Source organism: Frankia sp. R43 (assembly GCF_001306465.1).
GTDB classification, from domain to species: domain Bacteria; phylum Actinomycetota; class Actinomycetes; order Frankiales; family Frankiaceae; genus Parafrankia; species Parafrankia irregularis.
In genome coordinates this window covers 671024-691104 of record NZ_LFCW01000003.1, presented here as the reverse complement: position 1 = coordinate 691104, position 20081 = coordinate 671024, and the positions used below count along the sequence as shown (strand labels likewise).

At 72.7% G+C, this 20081-nt stretch carries 15 protein-coding genes; 6 read left to right on the top strand and 9 right to left on the bottom strand.

All coding sequences use genetic code 11. From position 1 onward, the window contains the following. Positions 1-13: 13 nt before the first annotated feature. A complete protein-coding gene (locus tag ACG83_RS16420) occupies positions 14-1039 on the bottom strand; it encodes a 2-dehydropantoate 2-reductase (protein ID WP_083473288.1) in 1026 nt (341 codons plus the stop codon). Between the two features lie 233 nt (positions 1040-1272). Here ACG83_RS16420 and ACG83_RS16415 point away from each other — a divergent pair, with 233 nt between their 5' ends. Next, positions 1273-2652, top strand: coding sequence for an aminotransferase class V-fold PLP-dependent enzyme (locus ACG83_RS16415; RefSeq protein WP_083473287.1), 1380 nt, complete (start codon positions 1273-1275; stop codon positions 2650-2652). A 205-nt stretch (positions 2653-2857) separates the two neighbouring features. Next, positions 2858-3499: a response regulator transcription factor gene (locus ACG83_RS16410; protein WP_006539233.1), complete on the top strand. Its 642-nt coding sequence runs from the start codon at positions 2858-2860 to the stop codon at positions 3497-3499. A gap of 397 nt (positions 3500-3896) precedes the next feature. On the opposite strand, the gene ACG83_RS16405 is transcribed toward ACG83_RS16410, so the two are convergent. Together ACG83_RS16405 and ACG83_RS16400 are read right to left on the bottom strand one after the other, a co-directional pair. Then, a complete protein-coding gene (locus tag ACG83_RS16405) occupies positions 3897-4679 on the bottom strand; it encodes a hypothetical protein (RefSeq protein WP_054567287.1) in 783 nt (260 codons plus the stop codon). A gap of 207 nt (positions 4680-4886) precedes the next feature. Next, positions 4887-5840, bottom strand: a complete 954-nt coding sequence (locus tag ACG83_RS16400; RefSeq protein WP_152991398.1) for a hypothetical protein — start codon at positions 5838-5840, stop codon at positions 4887-4889. Positions 5841-8680: 2840 nt separating this feature from the next. Between ACG83_RS16400 and ACG83_RS16390 the strand changes: the two genes are divergently transcribed. Further along, a complete protein-coding gene (locus ACG83_RS16390) occupies positions 8681-9187 on the top strand; it encodes a pyridoxamine 5'-phosphate oxidase family protein (protein WP_054567036.1) in 507 nt (168 codons plus the stop codon). Between the two features lie 296 nt (positions 9188-9483). Here ACG83_RS16390 and pyk read toward each other — a convergent pair whose 3' ends face one another. Continuing rightward, the gene (gene pyk / locus ACG83_RS16385) at positions 9484-10899 is read right to left on the bottom strand and encodes a pyruvate kinase (protein ID WP_076825605.1); all 1416 of its coding nucleotides are present in this window, start codon (positions 10897-10899) and stop codon (positions 9484-9486) included. A 287-nt stretch (positions 10900-11186) separates the two neighbouring features. Between pyk and ACG83_RS16380 the strand changes: the two genes are divergently transcribed. Next, a complete protein-coding gene (locus ACG83_RS16380; protein ID WP_054567034.1) occupies positions 11187-11375 on the top strand; it encodes a hypothetical protein in 189 nt (62 codons plus the stop codon). A gap of 51 nt (positions 11376-11426) precedes the next feature. Here the strand turns inward: ACG83_RS16380 and ACG83_RS16375 are convergent, their stop codons facing one another. Genes ACG83_RS16375 through ACG83_RS42440 form a run of 3 tightly spaced genes read right to left on the bottom strand, consistent with a single transcriptional unit; the run spans position 11427 to position 14344 of the window. Continuing rightward, complete coding sequence (locus ACG83_RS16375; RefSeq protein WP_054567033.1) at positions 11427-13313, bottom strand: ABC transporter ATP-binding protein; 1887 nt, start codon at positions 13311-13313, stop codon at positions 11427-11429. 33 nt (positions 13314-13346) lie between these two features. Then, on the bottom strand, positions 13347-14123 hold the full coding sequence (locus tag ACG83_RS16370) for an enoyl-CoA hydratase/isomerase family protein (RefSeq protein WP_054567032.1): 777 nt from the start codon (positions 14121-14123) through the stop codon (positions 13347-13349). 2 nt (positions 14124-14125) lie between these two features. After that, a complete protein-coding gene (locus ACG83_RS42440) occupies positions 14126-14344 on the bottom strand; it encodes a helix-turn-helix domain-containing protein (protein ID WP_006545344.1) in 219 nt (72 codons plus the stop codon). 526 nt (positions 14345-14870) lie between these two features. On the opposite strand from ACG83_RS42440, the gene ACG83_RS45800 reads away from it, so the two are divergent. Continuing rightward, complete coding sequence (locus tag ACG83_RS45800) at positions 14871-16307, top strand: hypothetical protein (RefSeq protein ID WP_054567031.1); 1437 nt, start codon at positions 14871-14873, stop codon at positions 16305-16307. A gap of 135 nt (positions 16308-16442) precedes the next feature. On the opposite strand, the gene ACG83_RS16360 is transcribed toward ACG83_RS45800, so the two are convergent. Together ACG83_RS16360 and ACG83_RS16355 are read right to left on the bottom strand one after the other, a co-directional pair. Then, entirely contained in the window at positions 16443-17408 is a 966-nt protein-coding gene (locus tag ACG83_RS16360; protein WP_054567030.1) for a cation diffusion facilitator family transporter, read from the bottom strand. Between the two features lie 164 nt (positions 17409-17572). Next, positions 17573-19186 (bottom strand): ABC-F family ATP-binding cassette domain-containing protein, encoded by a 1614-nt coding sequence (locus tag ACG83_RS16355; RefSeq protein ID WP_006544811.1) that lies wholly within the window; start codon positions 19184-19186, stop codon positions 17573-17575. Positions 19187-19500: 314 nt separating this feature from the next. Here ACG83_RS16355 and ACG83_RS16350 point away from each other — a divergent pair, with 314 nt between their 5' ends. Then, on the top strand, positions 19501-20055 hold the full coding sequence (locus ACG83_RS16350; RefSeq protein WP_054567029.1) for an HdeD family acid-resistance protein: 555 nt from the start codon (positions 19501-19503) through the stop codon (positions 20053-20055). Positions 20056-20081: the final 26 nt, after the last annotated feature.

Genomic DNA, 20081 nt, shown 5'->3' with positions numbered 1-20081 from the left:
GATGTTCCTGCCGTCACTCCTCGGGGCCGGCGGCCACGTTGATGGCGGCGAGCAGGGGCAGCAGCGCGGAGCAGGTCGGGGTCGCCACCCCGACCTGCGCACCGATGCGGACGACGGCGCCGATCAGCGCCTCATGTTCCAGCGGGCGCCCCGCCAGCCGGTCACGAAGCATCGAGGTCCCCGCGCCCGCCGGCTGGTTGCAGATCCGGTCCAGGGTGCGTTCGGGGGCGTCCGCGGGCAGCCGTGCGCCGTCCGACCGGCCCACCGCGGCGGTCTCCCGCATCACCGCCAGCGCGAGCGCGCCGACGTCGGGACGCCGCATCACCTCCAGGCCACGGCTGGTCAGGGCGGTCAGGGAGTTGGCCGCGCTGTTGCTGAGCAGCTTCGACCAGGCGGCGGTGACGACGTCGTCGACGAGGCGGACGTCACCCACCGGCAGGACCCGGGCGAACCGCTCACCGAGCGCGCAGTCGGGCACCTGGAGCACGCCGTATGCCAGATGCCGCACGACGCCCGGCCCGGCCAGCTCCGCGTTGATGTAGACCACGGCGGGCAACACGCTGTCGTGGGGCACCGGCGGGCTGACCTGATCGGCCTGGCGCACACCGTTCTGCGCGACGACCACGCCGACGTCGCGACGAAGCTCCAGGGCCGCGTGCAGCCAGCCCAGGGCGGCGGGGGTCTGGTGCGCCTTGGTGGCGACCACCACCCAGTCCACCGTCTGGCCCAGCTCGGCGGGATCCGTGATCACCCGCATCGGCCGCTCGGTGGCCGGGCCGTCCGGCGCGCTGACGACCTGGACCCGCTCGAAGCCACCGCGGCGGGCGCAGAGGACCACCTGGGCGCCGGCCTCGCTGGCGCGTGCGGCGAGGTAGGTGCCGACCGCACCGGCCCCGACGACCGCCACCCGCGCCGGCCGCGGGCGCTCCGCTTTCAGACGCTCATCCAGCAGGCGCTCCGGCCCGTTCCCCGGCCGGTCGCCCAGCACCACCCGCCCCTGGAACACGGCGGCGTCCCGCCCTGGCGCCGTCGCTGTCATACCGCCCGCCCCCGCCCGAGGAGCCCCGCCGGCGGCGTGGTGGTCTCCGCCCCGAGGCGGTACGGCGATCCGGGCCGGACACAGACAGACATCCGCGCAGAATAACGAAGCTCCGGGCTCCGATCCGCCCGCGCCGTCGCCCCGGGCGACCTGGGCGGCGCGCCCACCTGCCGCCATGGACAACTCCGACGACAGGGCTTTGCGGCCACACGGACGGCTGCGAGACTGACGGGGTGGATCAGACGCCACCCGAACCGGACGTCGTGGCAGCCCCGACCGGCCGGCCGGACAGCGCGACGCCGCTGGTGCCGCAGGCAGAGCTCGGCCGGCGATGGCGCGCCGCCCGGGCGCAGGATGGCGTTCTCCACCTGGATGCGGCGGCGGCCAGCCGGCCGAGCATCGCCACGATCACCGCCCAGGTGGACCATCTGCACCGGGAGGGCCTGGTCGGCGCGTATGTCGCCGAGATGGAGGCCGCCGAGGCCCTGGCGGAGGCACGCGGCCGGCTCGCCGCGCTGTTGGGACCCGGGCTCACTGCCGACGATGTGGCCTTCCAGTATTCGGCCACGACGGGTTTCGGGGCACTGCTCGCCGCGTGGCCGCTGCCGCCCGGATCACGGATCGGGGTCGTGCCCGGTGACTACGGCGCCAACCTGTTGCTGCTCGCGTCCCGGGCGGCTCGGGACGGGCTGGAGCTGCTCGAGCTGCCGGTCGACGAGCTGGGGCGGATCGACCTCGGCCGGCTCGACCGCGCGGGGCTGCGCCCGCCGGGCGGCGGTGCCGGCGGGCGCGGCGGTACCGGCCTCGAGGATCTTGACCTGGTGACGTTCCCGCAGGTTCCCAGCCAGCGTGGGGTGGTCCAGCCCGCGGTGGAGGTGGCAGCCCGCTGCGAGGCGGCCGGAGTCGATCTGGTTCTCGACGTCGCGCAGTCACTCGGCCAGGTCGACGTCACCGGGATCGCGGCGTCAGCCTGGACCGGCACCTCGCGCAAATGGCTGTGCGGCCCGCGTGGCGCGGGCTTCGTCGCGGTGCGACCCGAGGTCGTCGAGCGGCTGGGCGTCGGAGCCCCCAGCCTGTACTCCGCGCATCCGGTGGGCATGTGGGATCCCGGCGGGCGTCCCGAGTCAGCCGGGGCAGCCGGGCGTCCGTTGGCGGGCATGGCGAGGCTCTCGGTGGGGGAAGCCTCGGTGGCGAGCCGGGTCGGGCTGGCCACCGCGCTCTCGGAGCTGTTCGCCGAGGACCTCTCGGCGATGCGCACCCGGATCGCCGCACTCGCCCGGCACGCACGCCGGGCGCTGGACGGGGTCGCCGGCTGGCGGCTCGGGGAGGAGGCCGACTCCCCCAGCGGGATCGTCACGCTGCGGCCGCCGCCGCACGCGGACCCACTCGCCACCTCGCAGGCTCTGTACCGCCGGGCACGGATACTGACCAGCCCGATCCCGGTCGGCCGGGCGCCGGAGCTGACCGGGCCCGTGCTGCGGATCAGTGCCCACGTCGACACCATCCCCGCCGAGATCGATCAGCTCGCCGAGGCGCTCGACCGGTGGGGCCGCCCGGACGACGACCAGGAAGCCACCCCGGAGACAACCTCCGTGCGACAAATCTCCCCGTAGCATTTCAAACCGTCTCGGCAGCGATGGCACCCAGGAACCTGTTGGTGGCATCCAGCGGAGATCTGCTGAAATGACTCCCCTACGGACATGGTGTCCGGTGGCGGACCTCTGTGGGGGGCGGACACGTCATGCCTAATGCCGCGATCGGGTAGAACCATGGAGGGATCGTGATCGACAGAGCGGCGAAGCAGGAAGCGGCGGCGCGGTGAGCACGATCGTCCCCGTCGCAGCGGTCGACGATCACCCCATCGTGCTGCGGGGCCTCGCCGACGTCCTCGCGGGCGTCGAGGGCCTGGAGCTGGTGGCCACGGCGACGTCGATCCGCGCGCTGCTGGCGGGCCCTGGCCGCGACGCCGCCGTCGTCCTGCTCGACCTCGATCTGGGCGACGGGTCGCAGGCACCTGACAACATCCGGCGCCTCATCCAGGCTGGCACCGCGGTGATCGTCTTCAGCGCGCTGGCCGATCCGGACGGCGTCCGCGCCGCCATGCGCGCCGGCGCGTGCGGCTTCGTGACGAAGACCGATGACGTCGAGGAACTGGGCACGGCGATCCGCGCGGCCAGCGAGGGCAACGGCTGGGTCTCGCCCCAGCTGGCCTTCATGCTGCTCACCGACAAGGCACCCGATCGGCCGCAGCTCTCGCCGCAGGAGCTGGAGGCCCTCCGGCTCTACGCCACCGGGATGCCGCTCAAGACCGTCGCCCGCAAGATGGACGTCTCTCCGGAGACCGCCAAACAGTACATCGACCGGGTACGGATGAAGTATCGCCGGGCCGGACGCCACGCCGACACGAAGGTCGATCTCTATCGCCTCGCGGTAGAGGACGGTCACCTCGACGGAACCTGACCAGCCAGCCCCCAGCCTCAGCCGACCTCGCTGGCTCGGCATGTGAACGTACAGGTATGTGAACGTACAGGTGGATGTGTGCTGGGCACCGGCTCGGGCGGCCGGTGCCCACCACCTGGCGCACGCCGGATCCCCGCATCCGGCGCATGCCTCGCGCCCCTCTCTGCCCGACAGAGTGCGCGCCCGAGGCCCACGAGTGTGACCAGAGCCCGGATCCCCCCCCAGGCCCGAAACTCCGATTCCCCCGTCACCCGTGTGCCTTGTTACGAAGTCTTCCCGATCGGCCCCACGCCGTCATGACCCAAATCCGGCCCTCACCGGACCCCTGTTCGGGGGTCATGCGGGTGGGGGCAACCCCGGGTGCGCGGCCCTGGTTCTCCTGCGCGTACGCGGTCGGTCAGCTGTCCGTCGGCGGGTCGGCCCCGCGTACCAGCGTCGTGTAACGCACCAACACCCCCACGAGGACCAGCACCACCCCGCTGGCACCGACCACGAACAGACCCGGGCCCAGATCGACGGTGGCGTCGATCCCCGAGCCGACGAGCACCCCGCCCGCGCGCAGCCGGGCCACGTCGACGACGGCGGTGACCGCCAGCATCAGACCCGCGACCGCGGCCAGCATCCGCCCCCAGTCGACCCGCCGCCCGGCCAGCAACAGGCCCGCCGCCATCGCGAGGATGCCCAGCAGAATCGTGAGGTGGCCATGCTGGTCCGGATCCGTCCCCCGGACGGCGAACTCCATCAGGCCGAACGCGTGCACCGTCGCCCAGGTCATCGTCGAGCCGATGACCGCCGCACCACCGGCGACAACGACCAGCGGCGGGCACAGCGCCGCGAAGGTGTGTCTCGCCCGGTGAGCGGACCGGGCCGACGCCGGATCGGCCTCGTCCCCGACCGGTGCTCCGCGGACCGGTGCTCCACGCTCTCCTTCGGAAACGTACGCAGCGCCGGGGCGGTGGTCATCGCCCGCCGACTGCCACTCCCACTCAGGGAGCGAGAGCCCAGGGCCACAAGGTTGCTTCGCCCACCGGGGATCGGCCGTGGCGGCCGCCGCCGCCCGCCAGGCGGCCAGGCGACCGTCGCTCTCCGTCGCCTCCCCCACCTGAGCCGCCTCCATCGGGACCGCCCGCTGTGCCCCGGCCGGGCGGGCCCAGGGACTCGCCTGCTGCTGCTCACCCACCGTTCCTCCCCCATCGACGCGGAACCGGCGTGCCCGCCAGGCGGCCGTCTCAACCGGTCCCGACCCCGAATCACCCCGCGGCGCGGTGAGCGCCCGGGCGCGACCTGGATCGGCCGCGACCGGCCGACGCGACCGGCCGAGCGGCTCCACCATCCGCGATGGTGGTACCACGCGGCGCGACCAGTCCCCGGCGCGTTGGAAGAGTGGTCAGCGACGCTTCGCGCGCCCGCCTCGACCGCGGCGGGTCGACGCGAACAGTGCGACAAGACCGGCAACCAGCGTGACACCCACGCCCAGTTCCGGGCGGAGCTCGAACACATCCGCCGAAATCGCCCGGAAGGACGCCAACGGCGGCGGGCCGAACGCCAGGTCGAAACCGGACACAGCGACGATCAGCAGGGCCGCCAACCGGGCCATCGCGGTTCCGGCCGAACTCCCGTCGCCCAGCCATCCCACCCCCGGACGTCCCGTCCCCGGACGCGCAGCGCCGCGCAGCCAGCTGACACCGACGGCGATGAGCACAAGCCCCGCGACGAGGGACAGCCGGCCGTCACCGGCCGTCACACCGTCGAAGGTCCGCGTCTCGTCACCGCCCGTCAGGGTGCTCCACGGCAGAAACGCCGCCACGGCGGACGCGCCACCGGCGAGCAGCAGCAGGCCCCCTTCTCGCCGCCGGGACGGTGGTGGCGAGGTCCTGGCGTGGGCCGGACCCGGACGGGTCTGCTCGGAGCGCGGCTCCACCTCGGCGGACTCGGATGGACCATCGAAGTCGTCGGGGGTCTTCGTGGTCGGCTCGGGTCGCGTCCGAACCGCCGGCCGATCCGCCGGCCGCGGGTGCTCCACGGGCCGCAGTTGCTCCCCGGTCCGCGGCTGCTCCACGGGCCGCGGCTGCTCCACGGGCCGTGACGGGACGGGATCGGCCGCGGTCGCCTCGGTGTGATGCCACGAATGGGCGACAGCGTCCCGGCTGACGACGGCACGTGGAACGCCGGTCGTGGGCGGCGCGTCCGCACCCGTCTCGCCGGCGCCGCTCCCGCCCCCGTTGCCGGCGCCACCCCTGCTGGCGCCGATGCCGGGCTGTTCGGGTACCGGGACCGCACCCGGCTCGACAGCGGCGGGCGTGGCTTCCGGGCGGCGGGCACTGACGCGACGCAGGTCCACCCGCATCGTCGGAGGGTCGACCGCACTGGCCCCGGGCAGCGGCGCCGGCCCGGGTTCCGCCGCGGGCGCCGTCCTGCCGCCACCCGACGCCGCTGGCGGCCGATTATGTGCCGCACCCGCACCCGCACCCGCTGTCGCGCCGGGCGTGCCCGTACCGGTGCGCTCGAACCACGTCGGGCGCGCGTCCGGGGAGGAGCGGCGCGCGGCCTGGTCATCGCTCCGTCCGGGCCGCACCGGTGGCGCGCCGGTTCCGGTGGACGAGGTGGGCGCCGCTGAAGGCGGGCGTGCGCCCGCGGACGGCGCCGGCCCCGAGGGCGCGCGCGGCGGCGCTGCCGGCGCACCCGGCGCCGGCTTGGCACCGGCTGCGCCACCCGGGGTGGAGGCACGGTTGCCGGGTGACGCGTCGGCGTGGCCCGGTGGTTCGGGCCGGGCGCCCCTGGACGGCGTGGTGGGCGCCGCAGGGGTGGTGGCGGCCGGGGGTCTGGGGGCGAACAGGGACTGCCGCGAACTGTCGCCGCGCTCACCCTCTGGGCGCCTGACCGGCTCCTGCGGGGCGGATCCCGCCTGCGGGCCAGCAGCCGAGGACCCGCCTGGCGCAGGCCGCGCCCCCTGCCCTGGGCCCGCGGACCGCGCCGGTGGCCGGTCCGGTGTCGGCGCTGCGGGCGCCGCGGGCACACCGGGAGTGCGCCCGCCTGCCGGCGGAGTCTGTGTGGTCTGCGGCGGGCGCACCGGGTCCCGCATGCTCTGCCCGGATCGGGCGGGCGGCTCAGGGGCGGCCGCGGAGCCTGTGCCCGCCCCGGGGCGCAGCGAGTCGCTCCGACCTCCGTCGGCGGCCCGCTGCGTCGGCCGCAGCGGCGAGGGCCACGAGGCGCGGTCGGCCGCGCCGGGCGTCTCCGACGGCCTGTTCACCGGGGACTGCGCGGCGGCCCCCCTGCCGACCGATGTCGCCGGCGGTCGATCGGCCCCGGCCGGCTTCCCGGATTCGCCCTTGGAACGGGCAGGACGCGCGCCCGAGGCCCCGGATCCGCCACCCGCGCCAGGTGAGGCCGGTGCGGCGGTCCGCCGGTCGGGTGGCGTCGCCGACGCCGGCGGTTTGTTCGCGCCCGCGGCTCGGGTGGGCGCGGCCGAAGCGCCCGATGGCGATGCCCCCTGCTTCCCCACGCCCTCGGGCGCGGCAGGACGAGCCGGCGCGGCCGGCTGAGCGGGTGCAGCGGGGGCGGCCGGTGCGGCGGGACGAGCGGGTGCGGCCGGTGCGGCCGGTGCGGCGGGACGAGCCGGCGCAGCGGGGGCGGCCGGAGGCTTGCCCCCCTGCGCACGCCCAGCCGGCCTGGACGGATCCGCCGAACGAGGCGGCACCCCGGCCTGACCGGGGGGCGCCGGCTGAGGAGGCGGCACCTGCTGAGGAGAACGTGGCGGCACGCGGCCAGCCGGCGCGGACGGACCGGGAGCGGCGGGACGCGTCGGCCCGGCCAGGCCATCTCCGCCCGCAGGGGCCGTGGAGGCCGCAGGGGTGCCACTTCCGGGCGCGGCGCGAGTTCCAGGCGGCGCGGCGGGGCCGGCGGGGCGCGGCTGGGTACCGCCCCGCGTCTGCCCGCGAGGCGGCGGAAGCACACCGGGCCTGGTGGGCGCCACCGGGCGACCGGCCGCGGCGGTGGCTCCCGGACCGACCCGGCTGCCGCCCGATGCTCCCGAGGAACCCGGCGCTCCCGAGCCGGCCGGTGCTCCCGAGGAACCTGGCGCTCTGGAGCCACCTGAAGCAGCGGAGCCACCTGCGGCGCCCGCGGCCGCGGGGGCACCTGGTGTGGCGGATCTCCCCGTCGGCGGCCCAGATCCGGACGTCTTGCGTTCCGTGGCACCGCCCTGGGCCGCCCCGCGCTCACCGCCTCCGGTTCTGGCGGCCTCACCTTCCGGCGTGGCTCTGTTCGTTCGTGTGCTCCCACCGGAGGGCGTGGGCCCGCCGGTTGACGTGGGCCCGCCGGTGGCCGCGGGTTCAGGCGGAGCGGCCGGGCTGGGACGGCCGGAACCGTCGTGGTCACCCGTCTCGGGGCCGGGCAGGGGCTGCTTCGCTCGGTCACCCTGGTCGGCCATGCACTCACTCCTGACGCGCGGCGCTTCCATCCGGCTGTCCTCGCGGGTAACCGGAGAACCCGGGCGACGGTATCCGGCCTGTCCGGCCCGTCCGCAGGCGGGCCGGACAAAACCGTCCAATTACCCGGACACCCACCGCGGAGCCCCAACCCGCCGCCCCGGCCCGACAGCCACGGTAGACCAACAGGCCGACTCAGGGTCACGATCAACGGACACAGCGAAACGGCGGACGAGCCCGAGATCCTCCGCCGCCCGCCTGAAGCTCGGGGCGCCCTCCGGGGACTTCGGGTGACCGGCACGAGGGGCAGGGCCGGCGGGACCGGACGGCCAGGTCGGCGATCGAGTACCACCAAGCCCTAACGGCCTGAAGTACAGGACCAATTACACAGAGCACTACCATCAGGCCGGCGGTTACCATACCCGCACAGCGCGCTCCGGATACGTGACGGACGTTCGGCCCGTACCGCCGGACATCCGCCACTCCCGGAGGTCCCGCGCCAATTCCCGCCTTCGATCCGCGAGTGCCGCCTCATCGAGAAGCGAGGAGTGAACACACAGACCAGGCAACCATGTGACGAACGACACGTTGCCCTTTATTGTAGGCCGATATCGCCTCGCCATCCGCAGAACAAAGATCTGACCAATTTCAGAATCCGGCGGCCAGCCGGTTACCCCGTCGGCGAAACTTCCGAAGTCCGACGGGGGCACTGTTCACGTTGCAGGGCCCACACCCGACGATTGGGAGGATTCCTGTGTCAACGTCAACCTCCGACACCGTCTCCGCCGACCTGACCCTGACCCGGAACTACGTCCGCGACGGAAAGGTGATGCAGATCGCGACGCTGGCGGAGAGCGGCGAGCCGGTTGTGTGCAACCTCTGGTACGCGAGTTCGTTCGATCCGGACCGGCTCCTGTTCATCTCCCGTCCCGATCGCGCGCACTGCCGGAACATCCGGGCCGACCGGCGGGTGGCCGGCGCCGTGCTCACCATCGAGCTCGACGGGCTGGGCCAGGAGGTCCAGGGGGTGAGCTTCGCGGGAACGGCGCGGCAGGTGCCGGACGAATCCGCGCCCGCGCTGCTCCCGATCTACCACGGGCGCTGGCCGGCAGGCGGTGAACTGGCCAACCGCGAGCTGATGAGGGCCGACGCCAACGCCCACCGGCTGTACGAGATCCAGATTCACCGCTGGATCCTGTTCGACGAGGTCAACCATCCGGACGACCCGCGGCGCGTCATCGAGCTCGCCACCACGATCTGACCCGCGCGCAGCCCCGGGCACCGACCTTCCCCGACCCGGTCCACATCAGACCGCGGCTACCTGGCAGGTCCTACTCACTGGACAGTTCTCGTCGTGCGCGCCGCCGAAGCTGCAGATCGCCAGCCGCTCGTCCCGCTTCGCCGGGCGGTGCGAGGCGGGCCCAGGCTCAGCCGCTGTCAGCACCGCCACGGCTGTCGCCACCACGATCGTGGTGGCGACAGCCGTGGCGGCACCGGTCGTACGGGTGGCCGTGGCGGTGGTCCGGCGCGGCCCCGGGCCGGACCACCGCCGGACGGTCAGACCGCCTCACCGATCCGGTGCACCCGCATCGTGTTGGTCATACCGGCGACGCCGGGCGGGGTGCCCGCGACGACCACGACCAGCTCACCGGGCTGGAGATAGCCGTTCTTGCGCAGCGCCGTGTCCACCTGCCGGACCATCTCGTCCGTGCTGTCGGCGAAGGGCACGATGATCGTCTCGACGCCCCACAGCAGCGACATCTGGTTGCGCACCGCGGGCAGCGGCGAGAAGGCCAGCACGGGGACCGAGCTGCGGTAACGGATCAGCCGGCGAGCGGTGTCGCCGCTGAGGGTGTGGGCGACCAGGTAACGGGCGCCCACCGCCTCCCCGACGCTGACCGCCGCCTGGGCGATGGCACCGCCCAGTGTCCGCGGCTGCGTGCGCAGCGGTGGGATCCGGGCCAGGTCCGCCTCGGCGACCTCGATGATCCGCCCCATGGTGGCGGCGGCCTCGACCGGATACGAACCGACGCTCGTCTCGGCCGAGAGCATGATCGCGTCCGCACCGTCGAGCACGGCGTTGGCGCAGTCACTCGCCTCCGCCCGGGTCGGGCGCGGGGCGCTGACCATGGATTCGAGTACCTGGGTGGCGACGATGACCGGCTTCGCCCGCTCGCGTGCCTGGCTGACGGCACGCTTCTGGACCAGCGGGACGTCCTCGAGTGGCAGCTCGACGCCCAGGTCACCGCGGGCGATCATGAGGCCGTCGAAGGCCTCGATGATGCCTTCCAGCTCATCGACCGCCTGCGGCTTCTCGATCTTCGCCAGGACGGGGACACGCAGGCCGACCTCGTCCATGATCGTCCGGACCGCCTGGTAGTCCTCGGCGGACCGGACGAACGACAACGCGATCATGTCGACGCCGAGCTCGAGGGCGAACCGCAGGTCGGAGCCATCCTTCTCGGACAGCGCCGGGACGGTCAGCGCGGCACTCGGGATGTTCATCCCCTTGTGGTCGCTGACCTTGCCGCCGATCACGACGGTGGTCCGGACGTCGGTGTCCTCGACACCGTCGATGCGCAGGTTGAGCCGGCCGTCGTCGACGAGGATCGTGTCGCCGGCGGCGACGTCCCGGGGCAGGCCGGTGTAGGTCGTGCCGACCTGCTCCTGGTCTCCCAGGACGTCGCGGATCGTGACGGTGAAGTGCTGACCGGGCAGCAGGGTCACTCCACCGTCGGCGAACTTGCCGAGGCGGATCTTGGGCCCCTGCAGGTCCGCCAGGATGCCCACATTGCGGCCGGCGGCCTCGGCGGCGTCCCGAACCAGCTTGTAGCTGGCAGCGTGTTGCTCGTGCGTCCCATGCGAGAAGTTGAGCCGGGCAATGTCCATTCCGGCGTCTACGAGGGCCCGGACCATCTCAGGCGAGTTGGTGGCCGGGCCGAGGGTGCAAACTATCTTGGCTCTTCGTGGCACGGTCAAAGCCTAAGTAACGATGAGGCGTCATTGACCACTGGGGGCTGGTGACACACCTCGATCCGCCGCTTGGGCGCCCAATGGTCCCAAGAGGTTCTGTGACCGTTTCCCCGCCGTGCGTCCTGATACCTGGTGCACGCAACGGCACAACAGGCGTACCTTCGCATGGTCCGCCCGCAAGAGCACGCGACAGACAGTTACGGGAAAGCTGGCAACGGCGCCGAACGATCCCGGACGTCCAGCCCCAGCGGTGGGTAGCCGCTGACGAACCAACCTGGAGCCCGGTTATGACCAACAATCCCGCAATTCACCGACGCGCCTCCGGTGACATCGACATCGCCGTCCCGCACGACGGCCCGGAGCACGTGGCCACCCCCCTCGGGTCCGGGCCGCTGAGCACCACGTCCGCGGCTGTGAGCGGCACGGCCACCATCGACGGCGGCGGTGACGTGCTCACCGTTCCGGCGGCAGCCTGAGACCGCTCAGCCTGAGACCGCTCAGTCCGAGCCCGTTCAGCCTGAGACCGTTCAGCCTGAGACCGGTGCCGGGCCCGCGGCGAACTGCGTGTGGTGGAGCTCGGCGTAGAGACCGCCAACCGCGATCAGTTCGTCGTGGGTGCCACTCTCGATGATCCGCCCGCGGTCGACCACCAGGATTCGGTCGGCCGCGCGGACGGTCGAGAGGCGGTGGGCGATGACCAGGGAGGTCCGTCCGACCAGCGCCGCGCTCAACGCACGCTGGACGGCCGCCTCCGACTCGCTGTCGAGGTGTGCGGTGGCCTCGTCGAGCACGACGACCGAAGGGCCGGCGAGCAGCAGGCGCGCGATGGCGAGCCGCTGTTTCTCACCGCCCGACAGCCGGTAACCACGATCGCCGACGACCGTCTCCAGTCCAGCCGGCAGAGCCCGGACCGACTCGCCGATGTGGGCCGCGTCCAGGGCGTCCCACATCTGCTCCTCGCTGGCTTCCGGCCGCGCGAACAGCAGGTTCGCCCGGATGGAGTCGTGGAACAGATGCGCGTCCTGGGTGACGATGCCGATCCTGGCCCGCAGCGATCGCCCGGTGGCATCGCGGACGTCGACACCCCCCACTCGGACGGTGCCCTCGGTGGCGTCGTAGATCCGTCCGACGAGATGGCTGACAGTCGTCTTGCCCGCGCCTGACGGGCCGACGAGCGCGACCAGCTCACCGGGGGCGACCCGAAACGTGATGCCGTGCAGCACCGGTTCGGGAACCTCGTCGTCGAGCGCCGTGGTCGCGGCCAGCGAGGCAGGCGACACCTCTCCCGGAGCCGGATACCGGAAGCCGACCTGGTCGAACTCGACGGACAGCGGCCCCGCGGGCAGGTCGACGGCGTTCTCCGCGTCCTGGATGGCCGGGGGCAGGTCGAGGACCTCGAAGACCCGCTCGAAGGACACCAGCGCCGTCATCACGTCCACATGCACGTTGGAGAGCTGGGTCAGCGGGCCGTACAGGCGCGCCAGGTAGGCGGTCAGCGCGACGATCGTGCCGACCTGCAGGCCTCCCCGCGCCGCGAGGGTCCCGCCCACGCCATAGACGATCGCCGTCGCGAGCGAGGCCACCAGCGTGAGGCAGACGAAGAAGATCCGCCCGTACATGGCCTTGGTGACGCCGATGTCACGGACCCGGCTCGCGCGCCGCCGGAAGGTCGCGGCCTCCCGGGCGGGATCGCCGTGCAGCTTCGTCAGCAGGGCGCCACCGACGTTGAAGTGCTCCGTCATCATCGTGTTCATGTCCGCGTTCAGCCCGTAGCTCTCCCGGGTCAGCGCGGCCAGCCGGGGCGCGAGCATCCGCGCCGGAACGACGAACACCGGCAGCAGCACGAGCGCGACCACCGTGATCTGCCAGGACAGGCTGAGCATCGCCGCCAGCACGAAGACCAACGACGCGGCGTTGGAGAGCACGGCGGAGAGTGTGTTCGTGAAGGCCGCCTGGGCCCCGAGAACGTCGTTGTTGAGCCTGGTGATCAGCGCCCCCGTCTGGGTACGGGTGAAGAACGCGAGCGGCTGGCGCTGCACGTGCTCGAAGACCGCGGAGCGCAGCTCGTAGATCAGGCCCTCGCCGATACGCGCGCTGAACCAGCGCTGGGCCAGCGCGAGCAGCGCCTCGACGACCGCAAGGGCGGCGACGACGGCGGCGAGCGTCTGAACGACCCCCGCCCGGCCGGGTACGACACCGTCATCGATGATCGCCTTGAGCAGCAGCGGAGTGACGGCTCCGGTCGCTGCGCCGATCATGATCAGGACGCCGAACCCCGCGAGCTGCCGCCGATGTGGTCGGGCGAACCCGCCGATACGCCGTATGGTCCCGGGCCGCAGCCGGGCCCGGGCAACGGAGCGATCACGCTGGTAGGACCGCAGGACGGACCAGTTGTCGCCGGCCGCTGTTCTCATCAGACCTCCGACGAAACCCGAACGCGCATCCGGCTAGCCGGCATTCCCCGCTTCCGCGGCGAGCAGGCGCGCAAGGGCCGCCGTGTCGGCCTCGGCCTCGGCGTCGGCGTCGTGGCGGGCGCCGGCCAGCAGCGCCTTCAGTTCCGTCGCGGCGTCGCGCGGCACCGCGAGTACGCGGTCGACCAGCCGGTCGACCTCGGCATCGAGCCGATCGCCGGGCACGACAACGGCCGCGAGACCGAGACCCGCGGCCTCGTGCGCTGGCACAGGCTGCCCGGTCAGGCAGAGGTGCAGTGCGCGGGAGTAGCCGATCGAGCCCTGCAGGGCCCGGGCCACGCCCAGGGCGGGGACGCGGCCGTGACCGGAATCGGTAAGCCGCAGTGCCGAGTCCTGCGCCATCACCCGCAGGTCGCAGGCCAGCGCGAGGGCGAGGCCCACGCCTGAGACCTGGCCTGCGAGGACGGCCACGCTGACCCGGTCCGGGCGCTCCGAAAGCCGGCGCACCACCCGTGACCACTGGTCGAACGAGCGGTCGAAGCCGGAACCGGAGCCCGCGGCGGGACTGGAACCGGTCTGCGGTGCGGGCAGCTGTGGGAGTCGCGCAAGCCCGCGAACGACCACAACACGGATGTCGCCCCGCAGATCGCGCAGAGCGTCGTCCATTGCCGCGGCCACGCCCGGAACGGAGGCGTTCACCCCCGCGCCGCCCGGCGTCTCGCTACTGACCGTAAGCGAGACACAGGGCCCGGACGTGACCGTGACCAGCCTGGTCGCCGCCGCAGCAGACACGGCGGCGACAGGCACGCTCATGGTCAGGAGCTTTTCTTCTTGGTACCCCGAGTCGCGCCACCACGTCCGCGCAGCGTCGTGCCGGATTCAGACAGGATGCGGTGGACAAACCCGTACGAACGACCCGACGACTCCGCGAGCAGACGAATGCTCTGTCCGGACTCGTACTTCTTCCGAAGTTCGGCAGCGAGCTTGTCTCGCTCCGCCCCGGTGATCCGGGTTCCTTTCCTAAGCTCGGCCAATGTGGCCCCCTCCGTGTTCGATGATCTGCGAACCGATCTTCACCCAGCTTCGGTGTCCGCGCCACTCGAAGCCCGTGTGATCCATCACACGCGGTTGGGCAGTCGCCAGGTCAGGCTCGCACCAGTCCGTGCCAGGACGCGGACCATGCCCTCACCCGACAGCGAGGCCGCCTGACCTGCAAACCGACGCTCGACAACCGGATCCATTACCTAATCCGTTGCCTGGACCGGACCAGGCCCGGGATCCCGGAGCCCTACCCGACCCAGGCTGCCGAGCGACGTGCCCAACATCGTTACCGACAGTACATCCGCATTGGCTCGCCCGCGCGGATCCACGGCCCGCAAAGACTGGTTACCGTGCATGCATGGTCAACGGCCGGCCGGCGCGGACGGCATCCCCACCGGAGCCCCCGATCTCCGGCTCACCCGCCGGAAACCGCGCGCAACGCCCAGGCGCAGGCGCGGAGGGTGACGCGGAGGGTGACCGGGGTGCGGGCCCAGGCCCGAGCCCGAGAAGCGGGACCTCATGAGCATGACCGACCTCGACGTGCCGCAACGATCCGGTGGCGGTCACCTCGGGCGGCGCAGCTCCCTGGCTCGACCGGTGATCCGGGCCCAGGCCGTCGACCTCGGGTTCTGGTGCGCCACCGCGGCCGCCGGCCTGCTGCTGGCCGCCCTCCTGCGCCGGGCCGACCTGCTCGAGGCGACGTCGTTCCCGCTGGTCTGGCGAACCCCCCGGCTGGGGCCGTCCGTGCTCCTGCCGGTGCTGGTGGCCGTCATCACCCTGGCCCTCGCCCGTCGGAGTACCCGCGTTCGCTGGCCCGTCCTGCTGCTTCTCGGCTTCGTCGGCTCCCTGCTCTGGAGCGCCGCGCTCGCCACCGCGGCCGGCCCCGACCTGTCCAGCGGCCTTCGCCCGCCGACGGCCTACCTCGCTGTCGCGGACGCCGTCGACGACGATCCACTCGCCTATCTCGCGCACTGGACGACCCCGCTCCTCGACGGGTCGCCGTCCACGGCCGCGGACGGCTCCGCCAGGCCCGCGGCGCCGGCGGCCGGCATGCCCGCGGCGGAGCAGGTGGCCAGACAGCCGCCTGGGCCGGTGCTGCTGGTCTGGGCGCTTGGCCGGCTCGGACTCGGCGCCGCACCGGGCGGTGGCGGCGGCCTCGCACTCGGGCTGGTCCTCACGGCGCTGGCCGCGGCGAGCGTGCCACTGATCGCGGTCGCGGTGCGATCGCTGTGCCACGAGACGGCGGCCCGCCGGGCGATACCCGTGCTGGTTCTGACACCGTGGGCATTGTGGGCGGCGGCCTCACCGCGCGCGGTCACCGTCCTGCCCGCCGCGGCGGCGCTGGCCGTCGGCGTGGTGGGATGCGAGCCGGGCCGGCGCTGGCGGCTGCTGTGGGCCCTGCTGTCCGGCCTGCTACTGGGCGTCACCAGCCTGTTCGACTACGGTGCCGTCTGGCTCGGCGTGGGCGTCGCGGCGGCGTACTTCGTCCGGCGCCGGCCGCTCATGAACGTCTTCACGGGCCTTGGTGCGCTGCTGCCCTTCTGGCTGTACTTCGCGTGGGGCTTCTCCTGGCCGGACGGCCTGGCCCAGGCCCGGGCGGACGTCGGCATCGGCACCGCACTGGCCTGGCTGGCCCTGGACGCCGTCGTCGTGCTGCTCGCCGGCGGGCCGGTGGTCGTCCGCGCCCTGCGCCGCATCCGGCTCACCCCGGGCTGGCCATTTCTGGTCGGGGCCGGCGCGGCCGCGTTGTTCGGTCTCTGCGCGGGGCTTGCCTGGGGCGGGGTGGAGCACACCTGGCTGCCGCTGGCGCCCTGGCTTGCGGTCGCCGCGCTGGCACCCCGGCCGCGCCCGGACGGACCCGGTGACACCGTGCGAGCCGGTGATCTCCCACTGCTGCTGATCGGCGCCGGCGCCCTCGGTGCCGTGGCTCTACGGGTGCTCCTCAGCAGCGGCTGAGGCTGCGAGGGTCAGAGCACCCGAGTGCCGGGCGCCGCGGGCCACCTGAACGCCGGGACATCTGAAGGCCGGGGCACCTGAACGCCGGGACATCTGAAGGCCGGGGCACCGGGTGTCCGGGTCGGGTGCCAGGCGTCAGGCGCTGGCCTCCGGCGACGCGACCACCTCGGGTGCGGCGGGCTCGGCCGCCGGCTCGCGGGGGATGTCGGGCTCGAGGTAGACCCGACGTGCGATGGGCACCACCGCCCGCAGACGGGCCTCGGCATCGTCGATCGCCGCGGCGACCTGGGCCGTCGTCAGGTCGGGGTCAAGCCCGATCTTGGCCGCGACCAGCAGCTCGTCGGGGCCCAGGTGCAGCGTCCTCATGTGGATCACGGTGGTGACCGCGGGCGTGGCGGCGAGTGCGCGCCGGATCGCCTCCACTGTCTGCGGTGTGGCGGCCTCACCGACGAGCATGCCGTAGGTCTCCATCGCGACGATCACCGCGACGACCAGCAGCAGCACGCCGATGGCGACCGTGCCCGCAGCGTCCCAGAGCGGCTCGTCGAGCAGCAGGGTCAGGCCGACTCCGGCGAGCGCGAACACCAGGCCGCACAACGCGGCGAGGTCCTCGAGCAGCACGACGGGCAGCTCGGGTGAGCGCGCCTCCCGGACGAAACCCCACCAGGACATGCCGCCCTTGACGTGGCGCGACTCCTTGATCGCGGTCCGGAAGGAGAAGCTCTCCAGAACGATCGCGATCCCGAGGACGACAACGGCGACGAGCCCGCTTTCCAGCTCATGGGGGTGGCGCAGCTTCTCGATGCCCTCGTAGACGGAGAACAGGCCACCGACGCTGAAAAGCACGATGCCGACCAGGAACCCGGCGATGTAGCGGGACCGCCCGTAGCCGAAGGGGTGCTCCTCGTCGGCCGGCTGAGCTGCCCGCCGCTGCCCGATCAGCAACAGTGCCTGGTTACTGGAGTCCGCGACGGAGTGAATCGACTCGGCGAGCATCGAGGACGACCTGGTGAAGAGAAACGCCACGAACTTCGCCACCGCGATGCCCAGATTCGCGAGCAGCGCCGCCACGACGGCCCTGGTGCCACCTTCCGCGCTCACACGCCCCCGCTTTCATAGTCACGTTGCCTGGTTCGTCCGTGCGCTCCGCAGACACCGGACTGATCGCCCAGTCTGTCAAGACGCCCCCACCAACGCGCCGCCGGGTACCCGGGGCACCGATGGTTCGGTGACCACCGGGTCGCGTCGGTGCGGATGCGCCGCGATCAGGCCAGGGTGACGAGGTCGGCCAGGTCGGGCGACCAGGTGTCCTCGACACCGTCCGGCAGCATGAGGACCTTGTCGGGGCTCAGCGCCTCGACCGCTCCCGGGTCGTGGGTGACCAGGACGACCGCGCCGCGATAGGTGCGCAGCGCGCTGAGAACCTCGTCCCGCGAGGCCGGGTCGAGGTTGTTGGTCGGCTCGTCCAGCAGCAGCACGTTCGCCGAGCTGCACACCAGGCCGGCGAGCGCCAGCCGCGTCTTCTCCCCGCCGGAGAGCGTCTCGGCGAGCTGCTCGACCGTGTCGCCGCTGAACAGGAACGCGCCCAGGATTCGGCGCAGCTCCACATCGGAGGATGTGGGTGCGGCCGCCCGCATGTTGTCGAGCACGGAACGGGAGGTGTCCAGCGTCTCGTGCTCCTGGGCGTAGTAGCCCAGCCGCAGGCCATGCCCCGGGTGCACCTCACCGGCATCGGGCGGCTCCTGGCCGGCGAGCATCCGCAGCAGCGTGGTCTTGCCCGCGCCGTTCAGGCCGAGGACCACCACCCTCGTCCCGCGGTCGATTGCCAGGTCGACGCCGGTGAAGACCTCCAGCGAGCCGTACGACTTCGACAGGCCGGTCGCCGTGAGCGGCGTGCGCCCGCAGGCAGCCGGGTCGGGGAAGCGGAGCTTGGCGACCCGGTCGGACACCCGGACCTCCGCCAGGCCGGCGGCCAGCCGCTCGGCGCGGCGGTCCATCTGGTGTGCGGCACGCGCCTTGGTCGCCTTCGCCCGCATCTTGTCCGCCTGCGCCCGCAGCGAGTCGATCTTCTTCTCGGCGTTGGCCCGCTCCCGCCGGCGCCGACGCTCATCCTGCTCACGCTGGGTGAGATAGGTCTTCCAGGCGACGTTGTAGACGTCGAGGGCCGCACGGTTCGCGTCGAGGTGGAAGACCTTGTTCACGCTCTTGTCGAGCAGGTCCACGTCGTGGCTGATCACGATGAGCCCGCCGCTGTGGGCGCGCAGGAAGTCCCGCAGCCAGGTGATCGAGTCCGCGTCGAGGTGGTTGGTGGGCTCGTCCAGCAGCAGTGTCGCGTCGGAGTTGCCCGACCCGGCGAAGAGGATGCGGGCCAGTTCGACCCGGCGCCGCTGCCCACCGGAGAGCGTCCCGATCTGCTGGCCGAGCACACGGTCCGGCAGGCCGAGCGACGAACAGATCCGGGCCGCCTCCGCCTCGGCCGCGTAGCCACCGAGGGTGCCGAACCGCTCCTCCAGCCGGCCGTAGCGGCGGACCGCGGCGTCACGGGCGGACTCGTCGACCAGCTCCGCCATCTCGACGTGGAGCTTCTCCATCTCGCGCAGGATCACGTCCAGCCCGCGGGCGGCGAGCACCCTGTCCCTCGCGGTGTCGGCGAGGTCGCCGGTGCGCGGGTCCTGCGGCAGATAGCCGAGCTCGCCGCGGATGTCGACCTTGCCGGCGAACGGCAGGTTCTCTCCGGCCAGCGTCTTCAGCAGCGTCGTCTTGCCGGCTCCGTTGCGACCCACGAGCCCGATGCGATCACCGGCCTGCACCCGGAAGGAAACCGGCTCGATCAGTGTTCGGGCTCCGGCGCGGAGCTCGAGCTCGGACACGATGATCATGCGAGTCGGCCTCTTTCGTACATCGGATTCGTGCGTGCAGCAGGTGTCACGTGCAGGCAGGTGTCAGCGGGATGGCCACCGCGGGCACCGGGTATCAGGGACGCCGTATCGGGGACGCCCGCGTCACGACGCGGCAGAGGTCATGTCCTCCAGGGTACGGGCCGCGGGCGCGGGTACCGCGGGCGTCCGGAACGGCCGACCTGTGAGCGCGGCCAAAAACGTGCGGCGCCGATCCGTCCCGGGTACGCCCTTCCCAGGTCGTGGGCCCGGCCGTCACCCGTGACGGCCGATGCCGGTGGATACAGGAGGACACAATGACGACGACGTACCGGCAGCAGCGGCAGACCCAGCGTCCGAGCTCGCTGTGGTCGAGCCTGGTCGTTCTGGGAGTCGCCGTCACAGTCCTGGGGGTGCTGCTGATCGCCAACCCGTTCAGCACCGCCGGGGGGCTGGCGGTGCTCGCCGGGGTGGCCCTGCTCGTGTCCGGCATCGCTGAGATCGTTTCGGCCGTGCGCGCCGAGCACGGCGGAACGGCCATCCTCTACGGGGTGCTCACCGCCGCCGCCGGTGTGGTGATCCTGCTCTGGCCGCATGTGACCCTGCATGCCATCGCGATCGTCGTCGGAGCCGTGCTGATCGTCGCGGGAGTGATCCGAGCGTTGCTGATCCTGGCGGGCAGGCACTCGGGTGCCGGCCACGGCGCCGGGCGCCGCCGGAGCCTGCTGGTCGCCTGCCTCGCCGTGGTCCTCGGGATCCTGGCGGTCACCTGGCCGGCTGCGACGGTCTCGGTGCTGGCTGTCCTGTTCGGGATCCAGCTCGTCGTCACCGGGGTGACCGAGGTGCTGGTCGGGCTCGCGCTACGGCCCTGATCAGCTACGACCTGACCGGCGGGGGT

Coding starts and splice junctions, on each gene's coding strand:
- ACG83_RS16420 (WP_083473288.1), bottom strand. CDS start 1,039: ATGACAGCGACGGCGCCAGGGCGGGACGCCGCCGTGTTCCAGGGGCGG.
- ACG83_RS16380 (WP_054567034.1), top strand. CDS start 11,187: ATGACCAACAATCCCGCAATTCACCGACGCGCCTCCGGTGACATCGAC.
- ACG83_RS16375 (WP_054567033.1), bottom strand. CDS start 13,313: ATGAGAACAGCGGCCGGCGACAACTGGTCCGTCCTGCGGTCCTACCAG.
- ACG83_RS16370 (WP_054567032.1), bottom strand. CDS start 14,123: ATGAGCGTGCCTGTCGCCGCCGTGTCTGCTGCGGCGGCGACCAGGCTG.
- ACG83_RS45800 (WP_054567031.1), top strand. CDS start 14,871: ATGAGCATGACCGACCTCGACGTGCCGCAACGATCCGGTGGCGGTCAC.
- ACG83_RS16355 (WP_006544811.1), bottom strand. CDS start 19,186: ATGATCATCGTGTCCGAGCTCGAGCTCCGCGCCGGAGCCCGAACACTG.
- ACG83_RS16350 (WP_054567029.1), top strand. CDS start 19,501: ATGACGACGACGTACCGGCAGCAGCGGCAGACCCAGCGTCCGAGCTCG.